The organism is Bradyrhizobium sp. JR3.5, from assembly GCF_054057015.1.
On the sequence record NZ_JBSRYV010000001.1, the window covers coordinates 843,850 to 869,978 of the forward strand.

At 64.4% G+C, this 26,129-nt stretch carries 27 protein-coding genes and 1 pseudogene; 18 read left to right on the plus strand and 10 right to left on the minus strand.

Annotated features, from left to right (window positions below; genetic code table 11):
• Positions 1 to 32: 32 nt before the first annotated feature.
• Positions 33 to 521 (minus strand): hypothetical protein, encoded by a 489-nt coding sequence (locus ACVWW1_RS04120; RefSeq protein WP_456654948.1) that lies wholly within the window; start codon positions 519 to 521, stop codon positions 33 to 35.
• A gap of 275 nt (positions 522 to 796) precedes the next feature.
• Between ACVWW1_RS04120 and ACVWW1_RS04125 the strand changes: the two genes are divergently transcribed.
• Positions 797 to 997 carry a hypothetical protein gene (locus ACVWW1_RS04125; protein WP_456654949.1) on the plus strand — a complete coding sequence of 67 codons (201 nt, stop codon included), beginning with the start codon at positions 797 to 799 and terminating at the stop codon, positions 995 to 997.
• A gap of 176 nt (positions 998 to 1,173) precedes the next feature.
• On the opposite strand, the gene ACVWW1_RS04130 is transcribed toward ACVWW1_RS04125, so the two are convergent.
• Positions 1,174 to 1,761 (minus strand): alpha/beta hydrolase family protein, encoded by a 588-nt coding sequence (locus ACVWW1_RS04130; protein ID WP_456654950.1) that lies wholly within the window; start codon positions 1,759 to 1,761, stop codon positions 1,174 to 1,176.
• A 313-nt stretch (positions 1,762 to 2,074) separates the two neighbouring features.
• On the opposite strand from ACVWW1_RS04130, the gene ACVWW1_RS04135 reads away from it, so the two are divergent.
• On the plus strand, positions 2,075 to 3,274 hold the full coding sequence (locus ACVWW1_RS04135; protein WP_456654951.1) for a TrmJ/YjtD family RNA methyltransferase: 1,200 nt from the start codon (positions 2,075 to 2,077) through the stop codon (positions 3,272 to 3,274).
• A 452-nt stretch (positions 3,275 to 3,726) separates the two neighbouring features.
• Positions 3,727 to 4,572 (plus strand): c-type cytochrome, encoded by an 846-nt coding sequence (locus ACVWW1_RS04140; protein ID WP_456654952.1) that lies wholly within the window; start codon positions 3,727 to 3,729, stop codon positions 4,570 to 4,572.
• A 35-nt stretch (positions 4,573 to 4,607) separates the two neighbouring features.
• Here the strand turns inward: ACVWW1_RS04140 and ACVWW1_RS04145 are convergent, their stop codons facing one another.
• The 4 genes from ACVWW1_RS04145 to ACVWW1_RS04160 all read right to left on the minus strand — a co-directional run bounded on the left by ACVWW1_RS04145 (position 4,608) and on the right by ACVWW1_RS04160 (position 9,082).
• Entirely contained in the window at positions 4,608 to 5,378 is a 771-nt protein-coding gene (locus ACVWW1_RS04145) for an SDR family NAD(P)-dependent oxidoreductase (RefSeq protein WP_456654953.1), read from the minus strand.
• A gap of 11 nt (positions 5,379 to 5,389) precedes the next feature.
• Positions 5,390 to 7,054, minus strand: a complete 1,665-nt coding sequence (locus tag ACVWW1_RS04150; RefSeq protein ID WP_456654954.1) for a thiamine pyrophosphate-binding protein — start codon at positions 7,052 to 7,054, stop codon at positions 5,390 to 5,392.
• Between the two features lie 120 nt (positions 7,055 to 7,174).
• Entirely contained in the window at positions 7,175 to 8,401 is a 1,227-nt protein-coding gene (locus ACVWW1_RS04155; RefSeq protein ID WP_456654955.1) for an ABC transporter substrate-binding protein, read from the minus strand.
• Between the two features lie 219 nt (positions 8,402 to 8,620).
• Complete coding sequence (locus tag ACVWW1_RS04160; protein WP_176530298.1) at positions 8,621 to 9,082, minus strand: PACE efflux transporter; 462 nt, start codon at positions 9,080 to 9,082, stop codon at positions 8,621 to 8,623.
• Positions 9,083 to 9,167: 85 nt separating this feature from the next.
• Between ACVWW1_RS04160 and ACVWW1_RS04165 the strand changes: the two genes are divergently transcribed.
• Both ACVWW1_RS04165 and ACVWW1_RS04170 read left to right on the plus strand, forming a co-directional pair.
• Positions 9,168 to 10,058, plus strand: coding sequence for a LysR family transcriptional regulator (locus ACVWW1_RS04165; protein ID WP_456654956.1), 891 nt, complete (start codon positions 9,168 to 9,170; stop codon positions 10,056 to 10,058).
• A 102-nt stretch (positions 10,059 to 10,160) separates the two neighbouring features.
• Positions 10,161 to 10,891, plus strand: a pseudogene (locus tag ACVWW1_RS04170) (SDR family oxidoreductase).
• 124 nt (positions 10,892 to 11,015) lie between these two features.
• On the opposite strand, the gene ACVWW1_RS04175 reads toward ACVWW1_RS04170, so the two are convergent.
• Positions 11,016 to 11,675, minus strand: a complete 660-nt coding sequence (locus tag ACVWW1_RS04175) for a TetR/AcrR family transcriptional regulator (protein ID WP_456654957.1) — start codon at positions 11,673 to 11,675, stop codon at positions 11,016 to 11,018.
• A 267-nt stretch (positions 11,676 to 11,942) separates the two neighbouring features.
• Between ACVWW1_RS04175 and ACVWW1_RS04180 the strand changes: the two genes are divergently transcribed.
• The 7 genes from ACVWW1_RS04180 (at position 11,943) to cynS (ending at position 18,522) form a co-directional block, all read left to right on the plus strand.
• A complete protein-coding gene (locus ACVWW1_RS04180; protein ID WP_050402025.1) occupies positions 11,943 to 12,485 on the plus strand; it encodes an OsmC family protein in 543 nt (180 codons plus the stop codon).
• A 35-nt stretch (positions 12,486 to 12,520) separates the two neighbouring features.
• Positions 12,521 to 13,648: an acyl-CoA dehydrogenase family protein gene (locus ACVWW1_RS04185; protein ID WP_207831013.1), complete on the plus strand. Its 1,128-nt coding sequence runs from the start codon at positions 12,521 to 12,523 to the stop codon at positions 13,646 to 13,648.
• 47 nt (positions 13,649 to 13,695) lie between these two features.
• Positions 13,696 to 14,574, plus strand: a complete 879-nt coding sequence (locus ACVWW1_RS04190; protein WP_207831010.1) for a sulfurtransferase — start codon at positions 13,696 to 13,698, stop codon at positions 14,572 to 14,574.
• 106 nt (positions 14,575 to 14,680) lie between these two features.
• Positions 14,681 to 16,072, plus strand: coding sequence for a CmpA/NrtA family ABC transporter substrate-binding protein (locus ACVWW1_RS04195; protein ID WP_456654958.1), 1,392 nt, complete (start codon positions 14,681 to 14,683; stop codon positions 16,070 to 16,072).
• Between the two features lie 181 nt (positions 16,073 to 16,253).
• Positions 16,254 to 17,093, plus strand: a complete 840-nt coding sequence (gene ntrB / locus ACVWW1_RS04200) for a nitrate ABC transporter permease (RefSeq protein ID WP_456654959.1) — start codon at positions 16,254 to 16,256, stop codon at positions 17,091 to 17,093.
• 2 nt (positions 17,094 to 17,095) lie between these two features.
• Entirely contained in the window at positions 17,096 to 18,013 is a 918-nt protein-coding gene (locus ACVWW1_RS04205) for an ABC transporter ATP-binding protein (RefSeq protein WP_176530303.1), read from the plus strand.
• 20 nt (positions 18,014 to 18,033) lie between these two features.
• Entirely contained in the window at positions 18,034 to 18,522 is a 489-nt protein-coding gene (gene cynS / locus ACVWW1_RS04210) for a cyanase (RefSeq protein WP_092115321.1), read from the plus strand.
• A 59-nt stretch (positions 18,523 to 18,581) separates the two neighbouring features.
• Here cynS and purB read toward each other — a convergent pair whose 3' ends face one another.
• Both purB and ACVWW1_RS04220 read right to left on the minus strand, forming a co-directional pair.
• On the minus strand, positions 18,582 to 20,012 hold the full coding sequence (gene purB / locus ACVWW1_RS04215) for an adenylosuccinate lyase (protein ID WP_456654960.1): 1,431 nt from the start codon (positions 20,010 to 20,012) through the stop codon (positions 18,582 to 18,584).
• Between the two features lie 216 nt (positions 20,013 to 20,228).
• On the minus strand, positions 20,229 to 21,053 hold the full coding sequence (locus ACVWW1_RS04220; protein ID WP_456654961.1) for an isocitrate lyase/PEP mutase family protein: 825 nt from the start codon (positions 21,051 to 21,053) through the stop codon (positions 20,229 to 20,231).
• Positions 21,054 to 21,166: 113 nt separating this feature from the next.
• On the opposite strand from ACVWW1_RS04220, the gene ACVWW1_RS04225 reads away from it, so the two are divergent.
• On the plus strand, positions 21,167 to 22,111 hold the full coding sequence (locus ACVWW1_RS04225; RefSeq protein WP_456654962.1) for a LysR family transcriptional regulator: 945 nt from the start codon (positions 21,167 to 21,169) through the stop codon (positions 22,109 to 22,111).
• A gap of 34 nt (positions 22,112 to 22,145) precedes the next feature.
• On the opposite strand, the gene ACVWW1_RS04230 is transcribed toward ACVWW1_RS04225, so the two are convergent.
• Entirely contained in the window at positions 22,146 to 22,469 is a 324-nt protein-coding gene (locus tag ACVWW1_RS04230; protein WP_456654963.1) for a DUF1476 domain-containing protein, read from the minus strand.
• 347 nt (positions 22,470 to 22,816) lie between these two features.
• On the opposite strand from ACVWW1_RS04230, the gene purC reads away from it, so the two are divergent.
• The 5 genes from purC to ACVWW1_RS04255 all read left to right on the plus strand — a co-directional run bounded on the left by purC (position 22,817) and on the right by ACVWW1_RS04255 (position 26,124).
• Positions 22,817 to 23,584: a phosphoribosylaminoimidazolesuccinocarboxamide synthase gene (gene purC, locus ACVWW1_RS04235; protein ID WP_016843454.1), complete on the plus strand. Its 768-nt coding sequence runs from the start codon at positions 22,817 to 22,819 to the stop codon at positions 23,582 to 23,584.
• Between the two features lie 11 nt (positions 23,585 to 23,595).
• Positions 23,596 to 23,838 carry a phosphoribosylformylglycinamidine synthase subunit PurS gene (gene purS / locus ACVWW1_RS04240; RefSeq protein WP_029083848.1) on the plus strand — a complete coding sequence of 81 codons (243 nt, stop codon included), beginning with the start codon at positions 23,596 to 23,598 and terminating at the stop codon, positions 23,836 to 23,838.
• A 282-nt stretch (positions 23,839 to 24,120) separates the two neighbouring features.
• Entirely contained in the window at positions 24,121 to 24,432 is a 312-nt protein-coding gene (locus tag ACVWW1_RS04245; RefSeq protein WP_456654964.1) for a hypothetical protein, read from the plus strand.
• A 4-nt stretch (positions 24,433 to 24,436) separates the two neighbouring features.
• Positions 24,437 to 25,138 (plus strand): phosphoribosylformylglycinamidine synthase subunit PurQ, encoded by a 702-nt coding sequence (gene purQ, locus ACVWW1_RS04250; RefSeq protein WP_456654965.1) that lies wholly within the window; start codon positions 24,437 to 24,439, stop codon positions 25,136 to 25,138.
• A gap of 5 nt (positions 25,139 to 25,143) precedes the next feature.
• Positions 25,144 to 26,124, plus strand: a complete 981-nt coding sequence (locus ACVWW1_RS04255; RefSeq protein ID WP_456654966.1) for a tripartite tricarboxylate transporter substrate-binding protein — start codon at positions 25,144 to 25,146, stop codon at positions 26,122 to 26,124.
• Positions 26,125 to 26,129: the final 5 nt, after the last annotated feature.

Sequence of the window (26,129 nt, forward strand, 5' to 3'; positions counted from 1 at the left end):
CGCCATTCTGACGGCGGCGCGCGCGCGGCCCTCTAAAACGGGACCTGCGTGGCGGTCCCGGCCACGATGTACCAGGTCACGAACAGGCCCGCGATCAGGGCCCCCGGCAGGCTCGATCCGGTTCGCCGCCAGGTGAAGGTCGCGATCACGGCGACGATTGCCAGGAGCGGTACGAACTGAATCGCGACGATGGTCGAGAGCGGCACGAAGCTGGGGTCCGGGATCGGGTTGAACAGCTTTCCGGTCAGCCACAGCGTGCCGTATTGCAGCACCAGCAACACGATGAAACCGAGCGTCAGCGCCAGGATGTTGGTCAGATAGAGCGCTCCGCGCGGGGCGCCCATGGTCGAGAAATTCCGGTGCAGCACGTGTAGGGCCACCACGAAAAACGCCGTGAACGGAATCAGATAGATCAGGAAGATGAGAAATCGCTTCGCGCTCATCAATTTGAGTGCGACGATCCAAAATCTGAAGTCGATCTTGAAGGCGAGGTCGGCGAGCCAGAGCGCAGCGTAGCCCACCGCAACCCGAGGCCACCGCGATCACGACGGATTGACCGACGAGGCCGGCCCAGCTGGCGCGCTTCGGGACGAACCACATCAGCGCCAGCGTGATCAGGCCGTTGATGATGGCCCAAACCAGGATCTGGTTGGTGATGCCCTGCGGCAGGAACGCGCTCGGGCTGACGAATGTGCCGCCCAGTGCAAAGGCCGGGTAGTAGGTCAGGGCGGGGATGAAGGCCGACAGGATGAACGCCGTGGTCCAGCGCCGGCCGCTGGCGGCCTGATGCGCCGGCATGGTGCCATCGCCAACCGCCGGCAGCCGCAGGCAGGAGAACATCGGCGCCTCCAGCAGCGCGTCGAACGTCCCGATCATGAGCGCCACGAAGCCGATCAGCGCGATCAGGGTGCCGATCTCCTTGCGGAACCAGATCTGGTCGTCGACCGGACGAGGCGTGCCGCCCTTCAACGTCTTGGCGAACCAGTCGAGGCTGTAGCCGATCGCTTCATGCGAGATGTGCTCGGCCGGATGGGTCATCGCCGGGGTGTACAGCACCCGGGCGGTGCCGTTGGCCGGATCGCCATAGACCTTGCCCGGCTCGACCGTGCCTTGCGTGCCGAACAGCGCCCAGAGTTTCGGGCTCTTGGTGACGTCGCGGGCGAGGTCGACGCCTCACATCAGGGTGGAGAACTCCTCGTACTGGGCAAACACCAGCGCGGTGTTTCGCGGCCAGCTCGCGGTGCCCTCGGCGGCCAACGGCTTGCCGGTGGACGAGCCCTCCAGCACCATCGATTTATAGTCGTTGGGCATCGCGGTGGCGGCCGCCAGCACGGTCCAGCCACCCATCGAATGGCCCTCCAGCCCGATGTTCTCCTTGTCGACGAATGGCAGGCTGCGGAGATAGGCAAGCCCGTCAGGTCCGCCAAAGCCGTTGGCGAAGGAGGGCGGGTCGCTGTAGCCATGGCCGGTCTGATCGAGCGCCAGCACCACATAGCCGCGGCGGGCGAACTCGATGGCGAAGCCGTCCTGGGTCTCGCGCGAATTGATGTAGCCGTGCACGGCGAGGATGCCGGGCGCGGGGATCTGCGGCGTCGCGTTCGGCGGGATGTAGAGCAGGGCGCTCATGGTGTTGCCCTTGGCGCCCTCGAACCTGACATCCTCGATCCGGATGCCGCCTGCGGTCTGCGTGAGGTGGGCGAGCAGGCCCCCCGCCACGATCAAGACCACGCCCACAATCGCCAGCGTCCATCTGCCCCGCATCATCGCCCCCAAGTGCTTCGACCCAAGTGCCTCGCCGTTCAAGCGCGTCTCAAGCGTGCCTTTACAGCTTCGCTTTGGTTGTGGTTGATAGCCTATCCGAAGGCGAAGCGCGCAAGCGGCAGTCTTCGCTCCGTGCGATTGGGATTCCGATTAAGGATTCGCAAACGCCGCTAACCCTGTTATCTCCTTGGAGAAAATGGTCCCGCGCAAAACCGGTGCCAAGCTCGTTGCGCCGCCCTGCATGAGAGTTTGAATCAGCCGCTTCGGAAGTTGATTCAAAATCTTCAGACGTTGAATCAGAAAGTGAAGTGAGATGTCCGGCACCGACAAGACCAAGGCAGGGCACGACCTTGCCGGTCCCGTCGTCATCCTGGTTGAGCCGCAGCTTGGCGAGAACATCGGCATGGCCGCGCGCGCGATGGGCAACTTCGCGCTGACCCGGATGCGCATCGTCAATCCGCGTGACGGCTGGCCGAATGTCGCCGCGCAACGCGCCGCCGCCGGCGCCGACCAAATCATCGGTTCCGTCGAGCTGTTCGACACCGTCGAGCAGGCGATCGCCGATCTCACGCTGGTGTTCGCGACCACCGCGCGCGCCCACGACCAGGCCAAGCCGGTGGTCGGGCCGGAAGGCGCGGCGGGCGAGATCGTCAGCCACGTCGCCTCCGGCGGCGGGGCCGGCATCCTGTTCGGGCGGGAGCGCTCCGGCCTGACCAATGAGGAGGTCGCGCTCGCCAACCGCATCATCACCTTCCCGGTTAATCCGGGCTTCGCCTCGCTCAACCTGGCGCAGGCGGTGCTGCTGATGGGGTACGAATGGTTCAAGCTCTCGACCGCCGGCGCGCTGCCGTTCGCGATGCCGGAGCGGTCCGAGCCGGCCTCCCAGCACCAGATGCAGGCGTTCTTCGACAACCTCGTTGCCGAGCTCGACAAGGTCGAGTTCCTGCGGCCGGCGGAGAAGCGCGACACCATGCTGGTGAACCTGCGCAACATCTTCACCCGGATGGATCCAACCAAGCAGGACATGCACACGCTCCATGGAGTCGTGATGGCGATCGCCGAGGGCCGCAAGGGCCCGGCCAAGGGCGGCGTGCTCGACGGCGCCCAGGCGACCCGGCTGCGGGCGCTGCTCGCCGAGCAGGGACAGGGCGGCGCCGCCGCCGACAACTCCAGCACGGTGCGCGGCCTCGCCCGGCTGCTCCGCCGCAACCCGACCGACGCCGAGCGGATCCTGTGGCAGGCGCTGACGCGGGATCGGCGCTTCGCCGGCCAGTTCAAGCGCCAGACCCCGGTCGGCCGGCACATCCCCGACTTCGTCTCCTTCGTGCACCGGCTCGCGATCGAGCTGGTCAATCCGAACGAGAGCGAGGCCATCGGCACCGACCGCGCCAAGCGCCGCGCCTGGCTCGAAGCGCGCGACTATCGGGTGGTCGACATGCAGGTGGCCGATGTCGAGCGCGACCTCGACGGCGAGCTGGCGCGGCTGGAGGGGAGTTTGCAGCAGGGGCGGTGAGCTTTCGCCGGCTGAGAATCTGATGGCGTCGAGATCGATCGCGGGCCTCTCCACACGTCGTCCTGGCGAAAGCCAGGACGACACTGAATGTGGACTCATAACCACAGGGGTGTGTTGTTAAAGAGAGCTGTGGCCCCGCCGTCGCGCAACAATCACCTTCGGTTAGGGGTCCGGCCCCCCCGTGCGCAATTGCGTGGTCAGGCTGCCTTCTCAAGCGCGTGGAATCTGCTAGATTTTGTCTGGTCAGCCCTCCGGCAATCGGATGTGTGAAAAGAGGGTCGGCGATCGTACCATCGATCCGCGCGCGGCATTTCTTGCGCGCCAGCTACGTAATATTGCACATGACCTTCGCGCCGTTGAACACCGGTGTGCACATTTTGCTGACCTACGTTTTTGAAGCCAGAAATTGATCAGAGTTCAATCGCCATATTTAATTGATTGGAGGCGTCGTCATGATCCGTATCGGATCGCTAGCGCTCGTTATCGGTGCGGTATTGAGCAGCCCGGTCAGCGCACAATCGGAATTGGTCGAGCGCGGTGATTACCTGGTCAACGGCGTCTTGACCTGCGGCAATTGTCATACCCCGAAGGGACCGTCAGGCGAGATCAGGGATAAGGCCTTTTCGGGCGGCACGTCATGGGATGAGCCACCGTTCAAGGTCACGGCCTCGAACATCACGCAAGACAAGGAAACCGGCATCGGCAATTACACCGACGCCGAACTCAAGCAACTGCTGCGCAAAGGCATTAAACGCAACGGCACGCGGGTCGCCATGATCATGCCAAGTGGCTTCTACGAGATCATGACCGATCGCGATCTCAAAGCCGTGATCGCATATCTGCGCACGATCAAGCCGATCAGGAATGCGGTACCGGAGCCAATCTACAAAATATCACAGGGGCATCCTGTTCCCCCGGGCGGTGAAAGCCCGTACACCGAAGCGATGTTGAGTGACAAGGCGCAGCAGGGATTCTACCTCGCCACGATTGCGCACTGCATGGAGTGCCACACCCCGATGGGGCAGCAAGGGCGAGAATTTGCGACCAGCATGGGCGCCGGCGGCGGCAAGTTTGCGGGACCCTGGGGCGTCTCGGTTTCGCGGAACATCAGCTCTAGCAAGACGAAAGGCATTGGCAGCTGGACCGATGACGAGATCAAGCGCGCGATCACTCAGGGCGTCAGCAAGGATGGCAGCAAGCTCAATCCGCCGATGGGCTTCCATTACTACGCCACCGTGTCAGCCGCCGACCTCGACGCCATCGTCACCTATTTGCGCACGGTGCCGCCAAAGGAATAGCCTGAAAGCCGCGACGCGCCCCGCTGAAGCGCACCTCAGGCGGCGCTGTAGCCACCGTCGACCACCTGCGATGCGCCTGTCATGAAGGACGCCTTGTCCGAGCACATCCAGACCACGGCCTCCGCGATTTCCTCGGGCACGCCCAGGCGACGAGCGGGCACCTTTGCGATGATCTCGTCGTAACGTTCGTCCATCGTCTCCTTGGTCATCGGCGTCTTGATGTATCCGGGATTGACGCAATTCACGCGGATGCCGTCCTGGGCGTATTCGATCGCCGCAGACTTGGTCAGGCCGACGACACCATGCTTGGCCGCGACGTAGTGGCCCGACGTGGCAAGGCCGACCAGCCCGGCGATCGAGGCGGTGTTGACGATCGCGCCGCCGCCGCCCTGCTTGAGCATCTGCGCGACCTCGTATTTCAGGCACAGGAACACGCCCATCAGATTCATCGAAAACATCTTCGCCACCGAAGGCTGCGTGAGCTCATGGATGCGTTGGCCGGGCGGGCCGACGGAGCGCCCGGCCACGCCGGCATTGTTGAACGCGCAATCGATGCGCCCAAACGCCGACACCGTGCGTGCCACCATGTTGGCGACGTCAGCCTCGTCGGTGACGTCGCCCTGGATCGCGATCGACTGGCCGCCTGCGGCGTTGATGAGCGCGACTGTCTGTTCGATTCCGTCCTTTGACAGGTCGGACACCGCGACGCGCGCGCCTTCGCGCGCCATGGCAATCGCTGTTGCCCGACCGATGCCCGAGCCGCCGCCAGTCACCAACGCAGCCTTGCCGTCCAGAATGCCTGCCATCAGAAGCTCCTCTAGCGCTTTCCTTCGATCGCGATCTCGACGAGGTACGGACGCTGCGCCGCGGCAGCCTTTGCGACTGCGCCAGCGATGTCGTCCGCCTTCTCAACCCTGACCGCCTCGACGCCCATGCCGGCCGCGAGATGCACGAAGTCGAGCGCGGGACCGGTGATATCCATGTTCTGATAGGGATGCTGGGTGCCGGCTTCGAAGTTCTGTCGCCAGACGTCCACATTGTGCTTGAGAATGCGGTACTCGCGGTTCGCGAGCACCACGAACACGATCGCAAGCTTGTGGTGCGCGGCAGTCCACAGCGCCTGGATCGCATACATCGCCGAGCCGTCGCCGGAGATCGCGACAACGGGACGGTCCGGCATGGCGACCTTGACGCCGATGGCGCCGGCAAGACCCTGGCCGATGCCGCCGCCACGTCCGCCGAAATAATCGCCGAAGCCGCGATAGTCGAAGGCGCGCGCGAGATCCAGGCTCGCCGTGATGCTCTCATCGACGATGACCACATCATCAGGCAGGCCGCGACGAAGTTCCGCGGTGACGCGCGGCATGGAGCTCGGCTCACGGTTCCAGCTCTTCTCGACGCGCGCGCGATAGGCTTCCTTCTCTTTCGCCTGCAGTTCGGCCAGCGCAGCGTTGCGGTTTTGCGCAGCCTGCCTGAAGTCCGCGCTCGCCTTTGCTTGCAGCGCGTCCGTCAATGCGCCGAGGCTGATGGTGATGTCGCCGACAATGCCGGCGTCGAGCCTGTTGTTGAGCGCGAGACGCTCGGCCGAGGCCTCGATCTGGAGCACGGGCGCGCCGTGGGGAATGTGGTTATCAGGCGCAAACCAGATGTCCTCGAAGAACGGACCGCCGATGAGCAGCACAAGATCGGTATCGCCGAGCACCTTGCGTACCTGCCGGGCGTCGCCAGGGAGCGACTGGCGATAGCTCGGGTGATTGGTCGGAAAGGACGCGTGATGCCGCAACCCCTCGAACCACACGGTAGCGCCGATCGTTTCCGCAAGCGCGACCAGCGCCTGCTCGCCGCCCGATCTCGCGACGTCGTCGCCGGCGATGATGGCCGGATTGTGTGACTTGAGAAGCAGCGCAAGCATCGCCTCGATCCCTGCCGGATCGGGGCGTGTCGACCGCCACAAACTGTCCGGCGTCGATGCATCGACCGCGGTCTCCTGTTCCAAGACGTCGATCGGGAGCGATACGAACACCGGCCCTTGTGGCGCATCGGTCGCCACCTTGAACGCGCGTCGCATGATTGGTGCGATCTCGTCGGCGCGCTCGATCTGAACGCTCCACTTCGTCACCGGGGCCGCCATTGCAACGAGGTCGTGGCCGAGGAGCGGATTGTTGAGCCGCATTCGCGTGTCCTGCTGACCCGCCGTCACGACCAGGGGCGAATTTGCTTTCAGCGCGCCATAGAGCGAACCGATACCGTTGCCGAGGCCGGGAGCGACGTGCAGGTTGGCAACGGTGACGCGTCCGGATGCCTGCGCATAGAAGCTGGCGGCGCTGACTGCGACGCCTTCATGCAGCGCCATGATATATTCGAGTTGCGGAAATGCCGGCAGGCTGTCGAGCAGCGGCGTTTCCGTCGTGCCGGGATTGCCGAAGATGTGACGCACGCCGTGCGACACGAACGACTCCATCAGCACACGGCGTCCACGCATTCACGTCCTCCCGTTCGGTTCGGATCCGTTTCGCGCATCATCGGCCGATGAGGGGCCGATGGCAACTGCGAGGCGGTTCGCGTCCGCGCCGCGCTGGTTTTCGCGGAACGCCGTGGACGATCACGCCTTCGAGATGCCGCCGTCGATCACGGGACCCATCGGCTCGTAGCGTTCGCCGCTGAAGCGCGTCAGTTGCAGTTGCTCGAGCGGATAATAGTCGGTCGGCGAGGTGTTGATCTTGATGCCCGGCAGCAGCATGTCGGATTCGACGTCCCTGAGGTTCGCCGCCTGTTTGATGATGTTTTCGGGCGAGACGTCGTCGCCGCATTGCTTGAGCACCTGAACCAGGATCTGGCTGGTGAGATAGCCGGTGACCGCGTAGATGTCGTTCTTGGCCGCCGCCGGATCGTATTTGTCGAGGAAGGCGCGCCATTTCTGAATGGCGGGATCGCTGTCCCAGGCGGCGTCGACCGGATCTTTCAAATAGGCGCTCGAAATGATCCCCTTGGACACGTCGAAGCCCGCGGCCTTCAGGGTCGAGCCGGCGGAGGAGGCGTTGTTGCCGATGTAATGCGCCGGCTGCCAGCCGAGCTCGGCGATCTTCTTGATGCCTTGCGCGGCGAATTTCGGCGTGGTCATGCTCATAAACACGTTGGCACCGGCGGATTTGCAGCGAACCACCTGGCTGTCGATGGTCGGGTCGGCGGTCTCATAGGACAGCTCGGCGACGATTGCGGAGGTCTTGCCGCCAAGCCCGTCCTTGAAACCCTTCAGCACGTCGCGTCCGAAATCGTCGTTCTGGTAGACGATGCCGATCTTGGGATCATTCTGTGTCGACAGGACGTGTTGCGCGAAGGCCCGGCCCTCGATCTGGTAGCAGGGCTGGAAACCCATCGTGTAGGGGAAGTTCTGGTAGTCGCCGAACTTGGTGGCGCCCGAGGCGATGAAGAGGTGCGGGACCTTCTTCTGGTTCATGTATTTCATGATCGCGGCATTGGTGGGCGCACCGAGCGGCGCAAAAAGCACATCGATCTCGTCGCCTTCGACCAGCTTGCGCGCCTGCTCGACGGTCTTGGCCGGGCTGTAGGCGTCGTCATAGGTGATGTACCTGATCATGCGGCCGTTGATGCCGCCTTGCTCGTTGATCATCTTGAAATAGCCGCCAGGCGTGCGGCCGATCGACGAATAGACCGCAGCCGGTCCCGAATAGGCGTCGATGTTGCCGATCACGATCTCGGTCTTGCCCTTGGCAATGGCGGGCTTGCCGAGCAGCAGCGTGGCCGACGTGGCGGCAGCGCCTTTGATGAGATGACGGCGGGTGAGGTGGGGTGAACGGTTCCCTGGCATTGTAGTCCTCCGCTTCTTCTTGTTGGCCGTTTTGGCAGCCTCTGACGGGCACGTCGGCCTGAAGCATTCCACAGCGCTCAAGCCGGATCAAACCAGTCTATGAGCGCTGCGCAGCGGAACTTGTGCGCAGTCGCTACCATTAGGAATATTGCTGCGGTGTCAGGGTCCGGCGCGGCGCCGCAGATCACATGATCGGAGGCGCCGAGTTCTGAGGGCCGATCAGGCCGGCAGGGCCCGGCTTGCCCTGCGACCGTGCGCGCTGAGCTCGCGGACCGGGAAGACGCGATCGTAAGCGATGTTGAATACGAACGCGTAGACCAGATAGAACGCGACGATGGAGATATCCATCATCAGCGCGGCCCACAGCGAGATGCCGAGATACCAGGCGACGAACGGGATCAGCAGCACGATCAAGCCGGCCTCGAACAGCATCGCGTGAGCGACACGGATCGGCATCGTCTTGATGACACGGCCGGTGACGCGGACCAGCGCGTGGTCGAAGCCGAGATTGAACAGCAAGTTCCAGATCGTTGCCACCGTCGCCGAGACGACGCCGATGACGCCCATATGGGCGACCGGCTGATTGAACAGCCACGCGGCTGCCGGCGTGAAGATGGCGATACCGATCAGTTCGAACAGGACTGCGTGCCTGACCCGGTCGGAGAAGGAACGCATAGACATTTTGAAACCCTTTCTGTCGTTGTGACCGGGTTTCTATCTGATATTATGGGATTATAAAGTTATGTAGTATCTGGAAAAGAGATAGATGGCCGTTTCCATGGACCAGCTCGAATCCTTCGTGGCGGCGGCCGAGCAGGGCTCGTTCTCCGGTGCGGCACGGCTTCTGAAGAAAGCGCAATCGGCGGTCAGCACGCACGTCGCCAATTTGGAAACAGACCTCGGGATCGCGCTGTTCGACCGAGCCGGTCGCAACCCGGTGCTGACCGAAGCCGGTGCGCGGCTGTTGCCGGAAGCAAGATTGATCCTCGATCGCCGTGAGCATCTGATCGGCGTCGCGAGCAGTTTCGAGGCGCATGTCGAGAAGCGGTTGGTGGTGGCGATCGACGAGCTCTATCCGGAGAGCGCGGTCGGGGAGCTGTTTGCGGAATTCGCCAAGCGCTTTCCTCATGTCGAAGTGGAGCTGCTGTTTCCGATCATGGAGGACGTCAGCCGCCTCGTGCTCGACGGTAAGGCCGATGTCGGCGTGATGTGGCGGCAGGAGCATCTGTCGCCCGAGCTCGGCTTCAAGACCATGGGCTGGGTGCCGCTGCAGCTCGTGTGCGGCAAGAACCATCCGCTGGCGCATGGCCGGGTGGACTGGGAGGAGCTGAAGCGGCATCGCCAGATCATGGTCACCGTGCGCAACGAAGGAACCGAGCGGCACCGGCTTCGTGTCGCAGCGGAGGTGTGGTGGGTCGAGAGCCACTGGGTGATCCTGCAGATACTCAAGCAGGGCGTCGGCTGGGCGCTGATCCCGGCGCACATCATGGCGAGCTCGCAGGTTGCCGACGAACTGGCAATTCCCGAGCTGGAATTCGACGAGGGCGCGCATCCCGTTGCGCTCGAAGTGGTCTGGCACAAGCAGCGGCCGGCGGGGCCGGCGGCAAAATGGCTGCGTCGCCGTTTCGCCACGCGGCCGCCGATGCTCCGCATGTGACGGGACATGCGCGTCAGGCAACGTCGTTTGTCGCATGGGAGCTGACATCGCGACCGCGATGTGTTGCCATGCGCGCCGCACTGACCGGACAGGGTGGAGACGATGGCGAAGCAATTGGAAGGCAAGGTCGCGGCGGTGACCGGGGCGGCGTCGGGCATTGGACTTGCGAGCAGCGAGGCGATGCTGGCCGCGGGCGCGCGTGTGGTGATGGTCGACCGTGACGCGGCCGCGCTGCAAGCGCTCGCCGGCAGGCACGGCGATGCGGTGATCCCGCTGGTCATCGACCTGCTCGATCCGAAGGCCTGCGCGACGCTGTTGCCCGCGATCCTCGAGAGGGCCGGCCAGCTCGACATCCTGCACGCCAATGCGGGGATCTATGTCGGCGGCGATCTCGTCGATGCCGATACCGACGCGATCGACCGGATGCTGAACCTCAACGTCAACGTCGTGATGAAGAACGTGCACGTGATGTGCTGCCGCACATGATCGCGCGCGGGACCGGCGACATCATCGTGACGAGCTCGCTCGCCGCGCATTTCCCGACGCCGTGGGAGCCGGTCTATGCGTCGTCGAAATGGGCAATCAACTGCTTCGTGCAGACGGTGCGGCGCCAGGTGTTCAAGCACGGTATTCGCGTCGGCTCGATCTCGCCCGGGCCCGTGATCAGCGCGCTGCTCGCGGACTGGCCGGCGGAGAAGCTTGAGGAGGCCAAGGCAGCGGGCAGCCTGCTGGAGGCGAGCGAGGTTGCCGAGGTCGTGATGTTCATGCTGACCCGGCCGCGCGGCATGACCATCCGCGACGTCGTGATGCTGCCGACGAACTTCGACCTGTAGGATCTCACGGGAAATCCGACGAAGGCCAGGGTTGATATCGGCTGCGCGCAGCGCCGACTCAAGCAATGCTGCAGTTGATCGTCGGATCAGCGATGATCGCGGGAGGTCGCCGTGATGCGCCGCGTTAGACCGCGAGCAACTCGTCCGAGCGTCCTGCGCGCTTCGTCTTCTTCAGCTTCGCCGGCGCGAACAGATTGCTGGCGGCGAGGCCGGCGGTGTCGGCGACACCGGGATCGCACGACACCATGGCGGCGACGATGGCGCCGTCGATCAACAGCGCGAGCTGATGCGCAAGCACCGCCGGTTCGCTCGCGCCCATCTCGCCGGCGAGCTTCTCGATATGCGCCAGCACCACCTTCTTGTGCTTCAGCGCGATGCTGCGGAACTGCTTGGCATCCTTGTCGTGCTCGGCGACCGCGTTGATGAAGGGGCAGCCGTAGAAGCGTTCCTCGGCGAACCAGCTCTTCAGGGCAGGGAAGATCCGCGCCAGCTTGGTCTGCGGATCGCCGCCGCCGGCCTCGATCGCGCCGATGAACCATTCGCGCCACTGCTTGCCTTCGCTCTCCAGCACGGCATGCACAAGGTTGGTCTTCGAGCCGAACAGCTTGTAGAGCGTGGTCTTGGCGGTTCCGGCCTCGTCGATGATCGCATCGATGCCGGTGGCGTTGATGCCGTTCTTGCAGAACAGATGCGTCGCCGCATTCAGCAGGCGCCCGCGCGCCGATTCATCGTCGCCGGCGGCGAACGCCGCGGCAGGTTTTTTTTTCGCAAGCGATTTGACCATGCGCGGCAGTAAATCGGAGCGCGGCGAAATCATCAAGCCGCATCTTCACGGGGGCGGGCATGTGCGCCGTCCTGCGCTCAAAATAATCGCGGCGGCGCGGCAGATGCACCGCGTTTGAGCAGTCGCGCCCTGATCAATCCGCAGGCAGGCACAGCTAAGCGTCTGCCGGATTTCGCCTTTTGATTTGGCGGAGGACTGGCACGCTTCGTGCAGGAAACAGACCGTTCGGTATCCTGACCCAATCCATCGCTCCCAGGGAGAAAACTGATGACCGCTGTCGCTCAAAAAACCGCACTGACCGGCTGCCTCGCGCCGATCGACAGAGGCGGGCTCGAGCAGCTGATTGCCAACGGCAAGGCCAACCCGAAGGTCATCAAGACCTTGAAGTGCAGGACGGTGGCCGAGGGCAAGTTCCGTCATGCGAACTACATCCGCAACCTCGCGCCCTACATCGTCGACGAGCCGCCGGGCCTGCTCGGTGACGACACCGCGCCCAATCCGTCCGAGGCCTCGCTCGCCGCGCTCGGCTCCTGCCTTGCGGTCGGCCTGCACGCCAACGCGGTGCATCGCGGCTGGATCGTCAACAAGCTCGAATTGGAATTGGAGGGCGACCTCAACATCACCGCGGTGTGGGGCACCGGCGACGTCAGCGAGAAGCCGGTCGGCTTCACCGATGTCCGCGTCAAGGTCGACATGGAATGCGAGGGCGTCGCGCAGGACGAGATCGACGCGCTGGTGGCGCACGTGAAGAAGTGGTCGCCGGTCGCCAACACCTTCACCCGCCCCGTCAATCTCGAGGTCAGCGCGTAAGGCTCGACCGGCAATTCAAGGTGCGGAGACCAACCATGGGTTCACTGGCTTTATCGCGGGTCGCAGCTCAAGATCCCGCACCGACCATTACGGACGAGGTCGCGCGTCTGGCGCGTCAGGAGCTGGCACCGCTCGCATCCGCGATCGATGCCGGCTCGGTCTATCCCGGCGAATTCCTGCGCCGGCTCGGCAAGGTCGGCGCGTGGAGCAGCCACGTGCCGCAGGAGGGGCCTGCCGACCTGCGTTGGGCGATCCAGTCGATGGCCGCGCTCGGCGAGGTCTGCGGCGCCACCGCCTTCATGGCGTGGTGCCAGAACACGCTGGTCTGGTACGTCGCCAATTCCACCAACATGAAGCTCGCCGCGCGCTTCGGCAATTGCTTCTCCAGCGGGCGTGCGCTCGGCGGCACCGGGCTCTCCAACCCGATGAAGAGCTTCTTCGGCATCGAGCGGCTGAAGCTGAAGGGCCGCAAGGTCGATGGCGGCTACATCGTCCGCGGCGCGCTGCCCTGGGTGTCCAATCTCGGGCCCGACCATTACTTCGGCACGATCTTCGAGCGCGAGGACGAGGGCACAAAGGGCGAGCCGGGCAGCACCGTGATGTTCCTTGCCGATTGCTCCGACCCCGCGATCACGCTGACGCCGTGCAAGCCGTTTCTGGCGATGGACGGCACCGGCACCTACGGCGTCCAGTTCCGCGACGTGTTCGTGCCGGACGAGCTGATCCTGGCCGAGCCGGCTGCGCCGTTCGTCAAGAAGATCCGCGCCGGCTTCATCCTGCTGCAGGCCGGCATGGGCCTCGGCCTGATGAAGGATTGCATCAACATCATGGACGAGGTCCATGCACCGCTCGGTCACGTCAACCGCTATCTGCCGCAGCAGCCGCTGCAATTCCGCGAGCTCTATGCCGAGTTCGAGAAGGAGGCGATGACGCTGGCAAGCGATCCCTACAACACCGATGACAGCTATTGGCGCCGTGTCGTCGCGCTGCGCCTGCGGATCGGCGATGCCAGCGTCGCGGTCGCGCATGCCGCGATGCTCCATTGCGGCGCGCGCGGCTATCTGATGAGCCACCGCGCCCAGCGCAGGCTGCGCGAGGCCTATTTCGTCGCCATCGTCACGCCTGCCACCAAGCAGCTGCGCAAGATGCTGGCGGACGGGTGATGAGAGTTCGGGACCACCACAACTGCAACCACAAACAGGAGAGAGTCATGACGGACGTTCTGATCACCGCCGGCGAACTTGCCGAGCTCGTCAAGAAAGAACCATGTGTCATCATCGACACGCGGAATCCGGATGCCTATGCGGCCGGCCATCTGCCCGGCGCCGTCAATGTGCATGACATCTTCACATTCCTTGCGACCTCGACGCCGGAAGGCATCCACGAGCTGAAGACCAAGTTCGCGGATGCGTTCGGCGCCGCCGGTCTCTCCGGCAAGGAGACCGCGGTGATCTACGAACAGTCGATGAATTCCGGCTTCGGCCAGTCCTGCCGCGGCTACTATCTGCTCACGATGCTGGGCTATCCCAAGATCAAGGTGCTGCATGGCGGCTTCGATGCATGGAAGGCGGCGGAGCTGCCTGTCACCACCGACGTTGCGGTTCCGGCGAAGGCCTCCTTTGCGATCGTGCCGGAGGCCGGCGACATCATGATCGACGCAAAGGCGATGCTGGCGGCGGTCGGCAAGCCCGGCGTCGCGATCCTCGACGTGCGCGATGTCGACGAGTGGATCGGCGAAAGCTCCTCGCCCTACGGCAAGGATTTCTGCCCGCGCAAGGGCCGCATCCCCGGCGCCGTCTGGCTGGAATGGTACCGGATGATGAAGCCGACCGCGGAGGGCCCACGCTTCAAGTCGAAGGACGAGATCCTGGCGGAATGTGCCACCGTCGGCATCTCGCAAACCACGCCGGTCTATCTCTACTGCTTCAAGGGGGCGCGCGCCTCGAACACCTTCCTGGCGCTGAAGAACGCCGGCGTGAAGGACGTGCGGATGTACTTCGGCTCCTGGAACGAGTGGTCGCGCGACCCGGCGCTGCCGATCGACGAGGGTCTGCCGACCGCGGCCGTCGTCACGGACAAGGCGGCATAGAACCTGCATGTTTGTCGGCGTCCGGCGGCGCAAAACGCGGCCGGACGCCGATCAATGCACCGGATCGCGGAGCTCTCCGTAGTTCGGTGCGACAATGGGGCGCAGCATGTCCACGTCAGATGATCCCTTCGACGCCGACCGCGCGCTCGTGCGATATGGCTGCGCCTGTGGCCGGCATCGCCCGGCCGCCGAGCATGCGCATGCCGCGCGCACGCTGCGCTGCGAGCCGGTCGCCGATCTCAGCGAACAGAAGCGTTACGAAGGCATCGTCGCGTCGGCGGTGATGCGGGCCGTGTTTCCGCAGGATGTCGCGCGCCGCGTCTTCCTGAAATCGGTTGGCGCCGCGACCGCGCTCGCCGCGATGTCGCAGTTCTTTCCGCTGAAGGCGGCGACCGAGGCGTTCGCCGACGCCGGACCGCCGGAGAAGAAGGACTTGAAGGTCGGCTTCATCCCGATCACCTGCGCCACGCCGATCATCATGGCGGCGCCGCTCGGCTTCTATGCCAGGCAGGGCCTCAACGTCGAGGTGGTGAAGACCGCCGGCTGGGCCGTCATTCGCGACAAGACCATCAACAAGGAATACGACGCCGCCCACATGCTGGCGCCGATGCCGATCGCGATCTCGCTCGGGCTTGGCGCCAACGCCATACCCTTCACCGTGCCCGCGATCGAGAACATCAACGGGCAGGGCATCACGCTTGCCATCAAGCACAAGGACAAGCGTGATCCGAAGGGTTGGAAAGGCATGAAGTTCGCCATTCCGTTCGACTACTCCATGCACAATTATCTGCTGCGCTATTATCTCGCCGAGCACGGGCTCGATCCTGATACCGACGTGCAGCTCCGCTCGGTGCCGCCGCCGGAGATGGTCGCCAATCTGCGCGCCGACAACATCGACGGCTTCCTCGCGCCCGACAATATCTGCCAGCGCGCGATCTATGACGGTGTCGGCTTCCTGCACATCCTGTCCAAGGAGATCTGGGACGGCCATCCCTGTTGCAGCTTTGCTGCAAGCCGCGAATTCATCACGACGGCGCCGAATTCCTTCGCGGCGCTGACCCGCGCGATCGTGGACGCCACCGGCTTTGCTGCGAAGGCCGAGAACCGCAAGCAGATCGCGGAGGCGATCGCGCCGGCCAACTACATCAACGCGCCAGTGACGGTGCTGGAGCAGGTCCTGACCGGCACCTACGCCGACGGCCTCGGCGGCGTGAAGACCGATCCGAAGCGCGTCGACTTCGATCCGTTCCCCTGGCAGTCCTTTGCGGTGTGGATGCTCACGCAGATGAAGCGCTGGGGCCAGATCAAGGGCGACGTCGACTACAAGGCGGTCGCCGAGCAGGTCTATCTCGCCACCGACACGAAAAAGGTGATGGCCGAGATGGGGCTGACGCCGCCCGCCACCTCGTACAAGTCATTCTCGGTGATGGGCAAGAGTTTCGATCCGGCCAAGCCCGACGATTATCTCGCGAGCTTCAAGATCAGGAAGTCGTCGTGAGGGGGCGCGCCGACGACCTATCCATGTCGTCCCGGCGAAGGCCGGGACCCATAACCACTACCGCCAGTGATTGGGCACGACGTCTCCCCGCGTGCCTCACGGCGCGAGCGCGGCGTATAGGTCCCGGCTCGGTGCGCAACCGCGCACTAGGCCTGGACGACGGGTCGAGAGAGTTGGCGCAATGACGCTCTCGCTCCGCCTCCGCGCCGCCATCGTCTCGATCGTGCTATTCGCCGCCTTCCTCGGCGCCTGGCACCTTGCCACACGCAGCAGCGGCACGGCGGCGGCCATGAGCCCCGAATACGCCAGGCTGATGGGGCTGACCGCGACGCAGGGCAAGTCGGCGATGCCCGGACCGCTCGATGTCGGCGCCAAGCTGTGGGAGCACCTGAAGCGGCCGTTCTACGATAATGGGCCGAATGACAAGGGGCTGGGCATCCAGCTCGCCTATTCGATCGGGCGCGTCGGGCTCGGCTATCTCATTGCGGTCATCGTCGCGATCCCGCTCGGCTTCATGATCGGCATGTCGCCCCTGATCAGCAGAGCGCTCGATCCCTTCATCCAGCTGCTGAAGCCGATCTCGCCGCTGGCCTGGATGCCGCTCGCGCTCTACACCATCAAGGATTCCTCGATCTCGGCGATTTTTGTCATTTTCATCTGCTCGGTGTGGCCGATGCTGTTGAACACCGCGTTTGGGGTCGCAGGCGTGCGCAAGGAGTGGATCAACGTCGCGCGGACGCTCGAGGTCGGCACCATCAGGCGCGCCTTCACCGTGATCCTGCCGGCGGCGGCGCCGACGATCCTGACCGGCATGCGGATCTCGATCGGGATCGCCTGGCTCGTGATCGTCGCCGCCGAGATGCTCGTCGGCGGCACCGGCATCGGCTATTTCGTCTGGAACGAGTGGAATAATCTGTCGATCACCAATGTGATCATCGCGATCCTTTTGATCGGCCTCGTCGGCATGCTGCTCGACCAGGTGCTGGCGCGCTTCACGCGCATGGTGACGTTTCCGGAGTAGCGATGACCGACAAGTTCATCTCCATCGAGGGAATCGCCCGGCGTTATCCCGGCGCTGGCGGCGGCACCACCACCACCACTGTGTTCGAGGACTTCTGGCTGTCGATGACGCGCGGCGAGTTCGGCTGCGTGATCGGCCATTCCGGCTGCGGCAAGACCACGGTGCTGAACATCCTCGCCGGACTCGACGAGCCGAGCGGGGGGACTGTCATCGTCGATGGCCAGGGCGTCGAGGGCACCAGCCTCGACCGCGCCGTGATCTTCCAGAGCCATGCGCTGCTGCCGTGGCGCACGGTGCTCGGCAATGTCGGCTATGCCGTGAGCTCGAAATGGCGCAAATGGGACCGCGCCCGGGTCAGGGCCCACGCGCAGAAATTCATCGATCTCGTCGGGCTGACCGGCTCCGAGCACAAGCATCCGTCGGAGCTGTCGGGCGGCATGAAGCAGCGCGTCGGCATTGCGCGGGCGCTGTCGATCACGCCGAAGATCATGCTGATGGACGAGCCGTTCTCGGCGCTGGACGCGCTGACCCGCGGCACGCTGCAGGACGAGGTGCGGCGCATCTGCCTGGAGACCGGGCAGACCACCTTCATGATCACCCACGACGTGGATGAGGCGATCTTCCTCGCCGACAAGATCTTCCTGATGACCAACGGGCCCGGCGCGGTGCTGGCCGAGATCGTCGAGAACCCGCTGCCGAAGGAGCGCGGCCGCATCGACCTGCACCGTCATCCCTATTACTATGCGCTGCGCAACCATATCGTCGATTTCCTGGTCAGCCGCAGCAAGAGCTTTGCCGCTGAGGTGACCGATCATGATCCGCGCCACGTGCCGACGGTGCGGCCCGGTGTCGGCGAGCCGGTGATCGTCTCGCCGCCGCGCGTCGTTGAACCCAATCCCGCGCAGAGCGTTGCGCGCTGAAGCCTGAGGAGGAAACCCCCATGAAACGCGAAGACCTCACCGAGAAGCTGCTCGACATCAAGCGCGAGAAGGGCTGGAGCTGGAAGCATATCTGCGAGAAGATCGGAGGGTATTCCGAAGTGCTGATCGTGGGCGCGATCCTCGGCCAGATGAAGCTGACCAAGCCGCAGGCGGCCAATGCCGGCGAGCTGTTCGGGTTGTCGAAGGCCGAGACCGCTATGCTCAACGAGGTGCCGATGCGCGGCGCCGGCACGCCGATGCCGCCGACCGATCCGCTGATCTACCGCTTCTACGAGATGGTGATGGTGAACGGCCCGGCGTGGAAGGCGCTGATCGAGGAGGAGTTCGGCGACGGCATCATGTCGGCGATCGACTTCGACATGGCGATGGAGCGTGTCGCTAATCCGAAGGGCGACCGCGTCAAGATCACCATGAGCGGCAAGTTCCTGCCGTACAAATATTACGGCGCCAGCGGCAACGTGCCGGAATACGGCTTCAAGGAAGAGTGAGACGACGGAGCGAATGGCGAGTAGCGAATTGAATCGCTACTCGCCATTGGCGAATGACATCACAGGATCGTGCCCGGCGCGTAGCTCGCCGCTTCGGGCTTGGCCCGGGCGAGAGCATCGACCTGCTGGGCGAAATAATCGACCTGGGCGCCGGCGTCGCCAGAGTTGGCGCGACCTTGCGCGAGCACGAGCTGCAATTCGGCTTCGCTCAAGCCAAGCCGTTGATCGGCGGCGAGACGCTGCAGCAGATCGTTCTGCACGATCTTGCCGGTGCGAAGGTCGCCAATGGCGGCGACGGCGTGCTCCTTGATCGCCTCGTGGGCGCCTTCACGGCCGGCGCCCTTCTTGACCGCTTCCATCATGACAGTGGTGGTCAGCAGGAAGGGCAGGTAGCGGTTGAGCTCGGTCTCGACGACGGCTTCGAACACCTCCATCTGATCGAGCACGGTGAGCAAGGTCTCGAGCAGGCCGTCGGTGGCGAGGAAGGCATCGGGCAGCATGACGCGGCGGACGACGGAGCAGGAGACGTCACCCTCGTTCCACTGATCGCCGGCGAGCCCGGCGGCCATCGCGAGATAGCCCTTCAGGATCACATGCAGGCCATTGATGCGCTCGCAGGAGCGGCTGTTCATCTTGTGCGGCATGGCCGAGGAACCGACCTGGCCCTTGGCAAAGCCTTCGCTGGCGAGTTCATGGCCCGCCATCAGGCGGATGGTCTTGGCGAAGTTGCCGGGACCGCTGGCGAGCTCGGTGAGCACGCTGACCGCACGGAAGTCGAGGCTGCGCGGATACACCTGGCCGACGGCGTCGAGCGCTTTCGGCAAGCCGAGGTGAACGAGGATGCGTTCCTCGAGCGCGCGCGCCTTGCCGGCATCGCCATTGAACAGGGTGATCTGGTCGAGACGGGTGCCTACTGCGCCTTTCAGGCCGCGCGCGGGGTAGGTCTGCAGCACATTGACCAGGTTCTGATGCGCCAGCAGCATCTCCTCGCCTGACATGGCGATGCGCTTGCCGAGTGTCGTGACTTGCGCGGCCACGTTGTGGGTGCGTGCGGTGAACGGGATGTCGCGCAACTGCTGGGCGCGCTTCGCAAACCGAATCAGCGCGGCGATGCTCTTGGTCTCGACCAGCTGCAACGCGCGGTAGACCTGCAATTGCTCCACGTTCTCCGTGAGGTCGCGGCTGGTCATGCCCTTGTGCAAGTGCTCATGGCCGGCCAGATCGCAGAACTCCTCGATGCGCGCCTTCACGTCGTGGCGGGTGACGCGCTCACGCTGCATGATGGAGGCCAGGTTGATCTGGTCCTTCACGCGCTCGTAGCTTTCGATCACGCCGTCCGGAACCGGAATCCCGAGATCGCGCTGGCCCTTCAGCACGGCGATCCAGTAGTCGCGTTCGAGGCGAACTTTGCCCTCGCCACTCCAGATGGCGCGCATGGCGGGCGAGGCATAACGTTCAGCGAGAACGTTGGAAATGTGATCCTGGGACATGATCCCGCTCTCTTGGCATTGCCTGAGGCTGCCTGCAAGTCGCGACCTGTCATGAATCGTCAGGTCTGATAGCGCCTTGGCCGGACTTGCGGTGTTGGCGCTACCATACCAGATCCCTGCAGCCGCCGCCCCTGGCGATCCGGGGCGGCGCCGGCATGCCTCGCGGGGGCCAACGGCTCGTCGCCAGCGGCCCTGCGATGACCGTCGGCGGTTAGGTCATGCCTGACCAGCTGCAAACATATCCCTTATCGCCTTCACCGGCGCCATGTCGCGCACGAAACTGAACGTGCCCTGATCCTTCATCTCGCGGGCGCAGCGCAGGAACGCGGCCAGCGCGTGACGCTCCATCGCGCCGCCGACGCTGATGCGCTTGACGCCGGCGGCGGAGAGCTGTTCGACCCTCAAGGTCGGATCGGCAAAGCCCATCACGAGGTTGAACGGCCGCTTCACGGCCGCGACCACCGTCTTGATGGTGCCGATGTCATACAGGCCGGGCGAATACAGCACGTCGGCGCCGGCGGCCTCGAACGCCTGCAGCCGCTTGATCGTGTCGTCGAGATCCTTGCGGCCGTGCAGGAAGTTCTCCGCGCGGGCGGTCAGCGTGAATGGGAACGGCAGCGCCCGCGCAGCCTCGACGGCGGCCTGAACCCGTTCAACCGCGAGCGAGAAGTCGTAGATCGGATGTTGCGGATCGCCGGTCGAGTCCTCGATCGAGCCGCCGACGACGCCGGCTTCGGCGGCCCGAGTGATCGCCAGTGCCGCGGTCCTCGGATTATCCGCGCCGCAATTCTCCAGATCGGCATTGACGGGCAGGTCGGTGGCCGCGGCGATCACCCGACAGTTCTCGATGATGGCATCGAGGCTGACGGTTGCGCTGCCGAGCGTGTTGGCGAGCCCGAGGCTCGTGGTCGCGAGCGCCTCGAAACCCATCGCCGCGAGCAGCTTCGCCGTGCCGGCATCCCAGGGATTCGGGATGATGAAGGCGCCGGGGCGCTGATGCAGCTCGCGAAACCGTGCTGCCTTGTCTGCCTGGGTGCGCATGTGAACTCCTGATGATCGGAAAAAGCGACTGGCTCAGGCGATAGGGCGGTTTCGGCCATCAGACAAATTTGTTATTTCTCTCAATATCATCATCTTTTTGCATGAGGTGAGGAATGGACAGCGACGCGCTCAACACGTTCCTGGTGGTGCATCGCCGCGGCGGAATCTCGAATGCCGCGAAGGCGCTGCATCGCTCGCAGCCGGCGATCTCCAGGCGCATCGCGCTGCTCGAGCAGGAGCTCGGCGTGCCGCTGTTCGAGCGGATCGCGGGCAAGACGCGGCTGAGCGATGCGGGGCGGGTGATGGTGCCCTATGCCGAACGCGCGGTGGCGGCGGCGCAGGATGCCGAGAATGCGGTGCGGGCGCTGCTGCGCGACAATTCCGGCCCGGTGGCGCTGGCGGTGACGGGCACGCTTGCGGGCGAGCGGCTGTCGAAAGTGCTGAAGCGCTTTACCCGCCGGCATCCTGATGTCGCGCTGACGCTGCGCACCGCGACCAGTGCCGAGGTCAGCGATCTGATTCGGCGCGGCGAGGCGACGATCGGGCTGCGTTACGACCGCGACCGCTCGGGCGATCTCGATTGCGAGGTGCTGTTCGCCGAGCCGCTCGGGGTCGTCTGCGCGCCGGACCATCCGCTGGCGGGACGCCGGGTCGGCAGACTTGCCGATCTCAGGGACGAGCGCTGGATCGCCTTTCCCGAGGTGCCCGGACGGCGCGAGATCACCGCCTCGCACGTGTTCGCCCTCTTCCTGACGCACGGGCTCGGCGAGGTCGACTGGACACCGGTCGACAGCCTCACGGCGCAGAAGCGGCTGGTCGAGGCCGGGCTCGGGATCGCGCTGCTGTCACGAAGCAATGCGGCGGAGGAGCTGCGTGCCTCCTCGATCGCGACGATTCGTGTCGGCAATCTCACCGCAAGTCATGAGGTCGTCGCGGTGACGCGGCATGGCGGCTTCCTCAGCGCCGCGTCGCGGCGCTTGCTCGAGATCATCCGGGCCGACTTTACCAAAGCGAGGGGCACAAACACGTCGCGCCGGAACGGTGTCCGGCGCGCGTAAAAAGTCGAATTGGAGCTCAGGCGGCGCGAGAAACTTAGGTTCCCGCCTTCACCTGCGCCGCAGCCACGGCCAGCAGTTCGTCCATCTTGGCGCGGACGTCGCGCTCGGTGACGGCCTGGCCCTTGGCGGTGAGGTCTCTCAGAACCTTGTGCAGCACGTCATTGTCGCCGGCTTCCTCGAAGTCGGCGGCCACCACTTCCTTGGCATAGGCGTTGGCGGCATCGCCCGAGATGCCGAGCTTCTCGGCGGCCCACAGGCCGAGCAGCTTGTTCCGGCGTGCTTCGGCCTTGAACTTCTGCTCCTCGTCGAGGGCGAACTTCTTCTCGAAACCTTCCTCGCGCTTGTTGAATTCGTTCATGCCGAAGTTCCAATTCCCTGCTGAATGCGGGCTGATGCTCGTTGCGGCAGCCCCGATGCTTGCTTAAGTAATTGGGAGGAATCGGCAAGACAACGAGCCGTTAAGCCGCAGGCAAAACAGGCGGAATCGGGCCTTTTTGATAGGGCGGTATAAGTGCCCTGAACGGGGCACTATCGATTGTGCTGGATGGGCCAATCGGATAGGTTGCCCACAGGCATGGTTCTTGTTCTGTTTCCAGTTGGATTGCCCAGGTTCCAGGCCTCCGCGGCAGCTCCGTCGTGGGTCGTAACCCCAAGTCATCCGGAGCACCCAAATCCATGGATTTCAACAAAACACGGTACATCCCAATGAGCCGTCGACGCCGTATTTATGAAGGCAAGGCCAAGGTCCTTTACGAAGGCCCCGAGCCGGGAACCCTGATCCAGCACTTCAAGGACGACGCGACCGCGTTCAACGCCAAGAAACACCAGGTGATCGAGGGCAAGGGTGTCCTCAACAACCGGATTTCGGAGTACCTGTTTCAGCACCTCAACGACATCGGGGTGCCGACCCACTTCATCCGCCGCCTCAACATGCGCGAGCAGCTGATTCGCGAGGTCGAGATCGTGCCGCTCGAGGTGGTGGTGCGGAACGTCGCCGCCGGCTCGCTGTCGCAGCGGCTCGGGATCGAGGAGGGCACCCAGCTGCCGCGCTCGATCATCGAGTTCTATTACAAGAACGACCAGCTCAACGACCCCATGGTGTCGGAAGAGCACATCACAGCCTTCGGCTGGGCCACGCCGCAGGAGATCGACGACATCATGGCGCTCGCCATCCGCGTCAACGACTTCCTGACCGGTCTCTTCCTCGGCATCGGCATCCGCCTCGTCGACTTCAAGATGGAGTGCGGGCGGCTGTTCGAGAACGAGATGATGCGGATCATCGTCGCCGACGAGATCTCGCCGGACTCCTGCCGGCTGTGGGACATCAAGTCGAACGAGAAGCTCGACAAGGACCGTTTCCGCCGGGATCTGGGTGGCCTGCTTGAGGCCTACACCGAGGTCGCGAAGCGGCTTGGCATTCTGATCGAGAACGAGCGGCCGGCCGGCAGCGGCCCGGTGCTGGTGAAGAGCTGAAAGAGGCTGACGTGAAGGCACGTGTGACTGTGACATTGAAGTCGGGCATCCTCGATCCGCAGGGCAAGGCGATCGAGGGCGCGCTGAAATCGCTCGGCGTCGACGGCGTCGCCAGCGTTCGCCAGGGCAAGGTGTTCGACATCGAGCTTGCCGCGACCGACAAGGCCAAGGCGGAGGCGGCGCTGAAGGCCGCCGCCGACAAGCTGCTGGCCAATACCGTGATCGAGAACTATCGGGTCGAGGTTCTGAGCTAGCGAGCGCGCCAAATGATAACAGCCGCTCCCGCCGCTGCTCGCAATGACCGAATCTTCATCCGGGCGCTATTGGTTGGCCTGCTGACCGCAGCCGGAATCGGCGGGGCTTCGGCTCAACCAACGTCGGCAGCGCCTGCCGCGACGACGCAGGCGCCGCCGTTCGCGGTCAGCGGATGGAGCTACGAGCGCCGCGGCACCGATGTGCATATGTTCCGCTGCGCGCAATCGTCCTGCGGTGCGGGCTCCAAGGTGAGCTACCGGTATTATACCGGCGGAAAACAGATGACGCTCGACCAGTTCCGCGAGGGGCAGGAGCAGATCATCAAGGCGCTGGAGCAGCGGACGCCGGGGCAGCACATTACGCTGCTCGGCGTTGATGGCGATAAGGGCACCGCGGGGCCGCGCATGTTCAAGGCACGGCGCCTGACCGTGACAGCCAACGGCGCGAGCGAGTATCAAGTCAGCGGCTTGCTGCTTGGCGGACAAGGCTCCGCCAGCCTGATCAGCTCGGCGCGTGACGAAAAGGCCAGCAACGATAATTACGCAAAGTTTGCCGCCGCAGTTAAGCTCGTGCTGGCGCCCAAAACCAGGTGATGCAATGAAATCAGCCGTCCTCGTCTTCCCTGGCATCAATCGCGAGCGCGACATGGCGCGCGCGCTCAAGCTCGCATCCGGCAATGAGACGGCGATGGTCTGGCACGCCGAGACTGCGCTGCCCAAAGGCACCGACCTCGTGGTGGTGCCCGGCGGCTTCTCCTACGGAGACTATCTGCGCTGCGGCGCGATCGCGGCCCGCGCGCCCGTCATGGACGCGGTGCGCGACTTCGCCGCAAAGGGCGGGCTGGTGCTCGGCGTCTGCAACGGTTTTCAGATCCTCTGCGAATCCGGGCTGTTGCCGGGCGTGCTGATGCGCAATGCCGGGCTGAAATTCGTCTGCCGCGACGTGCATATGCGCATCGAACGCTCCGACACGCCGTTTACCCGCGGCTACAATGCCGGCCAGGTGATCCGCGTGCCGGTCGCGCATGGCGAAGGCAATTACGAGGCGGACGAGGAGACGCTGAAGCGGCTCGAGGGCGACGGGCGGGTGCTCTATCGCTACTGCTCCGCCGAGGGCGTGGTCGACGAGACCTCGAACTTCAACGGCGCCGCGCATTCGATCGCCGGCATCCTCAACGAGCGCGGCAACGTGCTCGGCATGATGCCACATCCGGAAAACCACGTCGAAGAGATCATGGGCTGCACCGACGGCCGCGGCCTGTTCGCAGGCCTGGCCCAGCAGTTCGAAAAAGCGGCGTAACCATTATGTTTGGAAGGTGCTTAACCGCAGCGGCAGCCGCATTGCTGCTGCTTGCGACGGTCGCGCACGCCCAAGAAACCTCGAAGCTGGACTTCCCGAAGCGTCCGATCACGATGATCGTGCCGTTCACGGCCGGCGGCACCTCGGACGTGATCGCGCGCGCGGTCGCCGACCAGATGAGCGCGGCGCTCGGCCAGACCATCATCATCGAGAATGTCGGCGGCGCCGGCGGCTCGACCGCGCTGACCCGCGCCGCGCGCGCCGAGCCGGACGGCTACACGATCGCGATCGGCAACGCGGGCACCAATGCCGCGACCTACGCGATCTATCCGAAGCTGTCGTTCACGCCCGACTCCTTCGCGCCGATCGCCGTGGTCGCCAAGACCTTCGGCATCGTCGCGCTGCGCAAGGATTTTCCGGCCAAGGACCTCAAGGAATTCATCGACTACGCGAAGAAGAATCCGGGCAAGGTCAATCTCGGCCATGCCGGCGTCGGCTCGTCGAACTATTTGATCTGCAAGAGCTTCGTGCATGCCGCAGGGATCGACGTGCAGCTAGTCGGCTATCGCGGCGCGGCGCTCGCGCTGACGGACGCGATCGGCAGCCAGATCGACGGCGTCTGCGATGCAGCCGCCTCGGTGTCGCAGGCGATCGACGACAGACTGGTGAAGGCGGTCGTGGTCGGCTCGACCGTGCGGCTCGCCTCGCTGCCGGAACTGCCGACCTCGGCCGAGGCCGGCCTAGCCGAGTTCGAGGCGCAGGGCTGGAACGGCCTGTTCGCGCCGAAGGGCACCCCGGGCGAGATCATCGCCAAGCTCAACGCCGCCGCGCGCACCGCGGTCGCGAGCGAGGCGGTGAAGAAGCGCTTCGTCGAGCTGTCGACCGTTGCGCCCGACGCCGATGAGCTCGCACCCGAAGTGCTGCAGCAACTCGTGACCCGCGACGTCGCGAAGTACCGCGCGCTGCTGGCGGACGACAAGAAATAGCCGGA

Excerpts from the sequence above, each read along its gene's own strand:
- ACVWW1_RS04155 (WP_456654955.1), bottom strand. The coding sequence starts at position 8,401 with ATGCCAGGGAACCGTTCACCCCACCTCACCCGCCGTCATCTCATCAAA.
- ACVWW1_RS04135 (WP_456654951.1), top strand. The coding sequence starts at position 2,075 with ATGTCCGGCACCGACAAGACCAAGGCAGGGCACGACCTTGCCGGTCCC.
- ACVWW1_RS04190 (WP_207831010.1), top strand. The coding sequence starts at position 13,696 with ATGACGGACGTTCTGATCACCGCCGGCGAACTTGCCGAGCTCGTCAAG.
- purB (WP_456654960.1), bottom strand. The coding sequence starts at position 20,012 with ATGTCCCAGGATCACATTTCCAACGTTCTCGCTGAACGTTATGCCTCG.
- ACVWW1_RS04175 (WP_456654957.1), bottom strand. The coding sequence starts at position 11,675 with ATGGTCAAATCGCTTGCGAAAAAAAAACCTGCCGCGGCGTTCGCCGCC.
- cynS (WP_092115321.1), top strand. The coding sequence starts at position 18,034 with ATGAAACGCGAAGACCTCACCGAGAAGCTGCTCGACATCAAGCGCGAG.
- ACVWW1_RS04245 (WP_456654964.1), top strand. The coding sequence starts at position 24,121 with ATGACGCTCGACCAGTTCCGCGAGGGGCAGGAGCAGATCATCAAGGCG.
- ACVWW1_RS04195 (WP_456654958.1), top strand. The coding sequence starts at position 14,681 with ATGTCCACGTCAGATGATCCCTTCGACGCCGACCGCGCGCTCGTGCGA.
- ACVWW1_RS04205 (WP_176530303.1), top strand. The coding sequence starts at position 17,096 with ATGACCGACAAGTTCATCTCCATCGAGGGAATCGCCCGGCGTTATCCC.
- ACVWW1_RS04145 (WP_456654953.1), bottom strand. The coding sequence starts at position 5,378 with ATGGCAGGCATTCTGGACGGCAAGGCTGCGTTGGTGACTGGCGGCGGC.
- ACVWW1_RS04230 (WP_456654963.1), bottom strand. The coding sequence starts at position 22,469 with ATGAACGAATTCAACAAGCGCGAGGAAGGTTTCGAGAAGAAGTTCGCC.
- ACVWW1_RS04185 (WP_207831013.1), top strand. The coding sequence starts at position 12,521 with ATGGGTTCACTGGCTTTATCGCGGGTCGCAGCTCAAGATCCCGCACCG.
- ACVWW1_RS04130 (WP_456654950.1), bottom strand. The coding sequence starts at position 1,761 with ATGCGGGGCAGATGGACGCTGGCGATTGTGGGCGTGGTCTTGATCGTG.
- ACVWW1_RS04140 (WP_456654952.1), top strand. The coding sequence starts at position 3,727 with ATGATCCGTATCGGATCGCTAGCGCTCGTTATCGGTGCGGTATTGAGC.
- purQ (WP_456654965.1), top strand. The coding sequence starts at position 24,437 with ATGAAATCAGCCGTCCTCGTCTTCCCTGGCATCAATCGCGAGCGCGAC.
- ntrB (WP_456654959.1), top strand. The coding sequence starts at position 16,254 with ATGACGCTCTCGCTCCGCCTCCGCGCCGCCATCGTCTCGATCGTGCTA.
- ACVWW1_RS04180 (WP_050402025.1), top strand. The coding sequence starts at position 11,943 with ATGACCGCTGTCGCTCAAAAAACCGCACTGACCGGCTGCCTCGCGCCG.
- ACVWW1_RS04255 (WP_456654966.1), top strand. The coding sequence starts at position 25,144 with ATGTTTGGAAGGTGCTTAACCGCAGCGGCAGCCGCATTGCTGCTGCTT.
- ACVWW1_RS04125 (WP_456654949.1), top strand. The coding sequence starts at position 797 with ATGGTGCCATCGCCAACCGCCGGCAGCCGCAGGCAGGAGAACATCGGC.
- ACVWW1_RS04165 (WP_456654956.1), top strand. The coding sequence starts at position 9,168 with ATGGCCGTTTCCATGGACCAGCTCGAATCCTTCGTGGCGGCGGCCGAG.
- ACVWW1_RS04150 (WP_456654954.1), bottom strand. The coding sequence starts at position 7,054 with ATGCGTGGACGCCGTGTGCTGATGGAGTCGTTCGTGTCGCACGGCGTG.
- ACVWW1_RS04225 (WP_456654962.1), top strand. The coding sequence starts at position 21,167 with ATGGACAGCGACGCGCTCAACACGTTCCTGGTGGTGCATCGCCGCGGC.
- ACVWW1_RS04160 (WP_176530298.1), bottom strand. The coding sequence starts at position 9,082 with ATGTCTATGCGTTCCTTCTCCGACCGGGTCAGGCACGCAGTCCTGTTC.
- ACVWW1_RS04220 (WP_456654961.1), bottom strand. The coding sequence starts at position 21,053 with ATGCGCACCCAGGCAGACAAGGCAGCACGGTTTCGCGAGCTGCATCAG.
- purC (WP_016843454.1), top strand. The coding sequence starts at position 22,817 with ATGAGCCGTCGACGCCGTATTTATGAAGGCAAGGCCAAGGTCCTTTAC.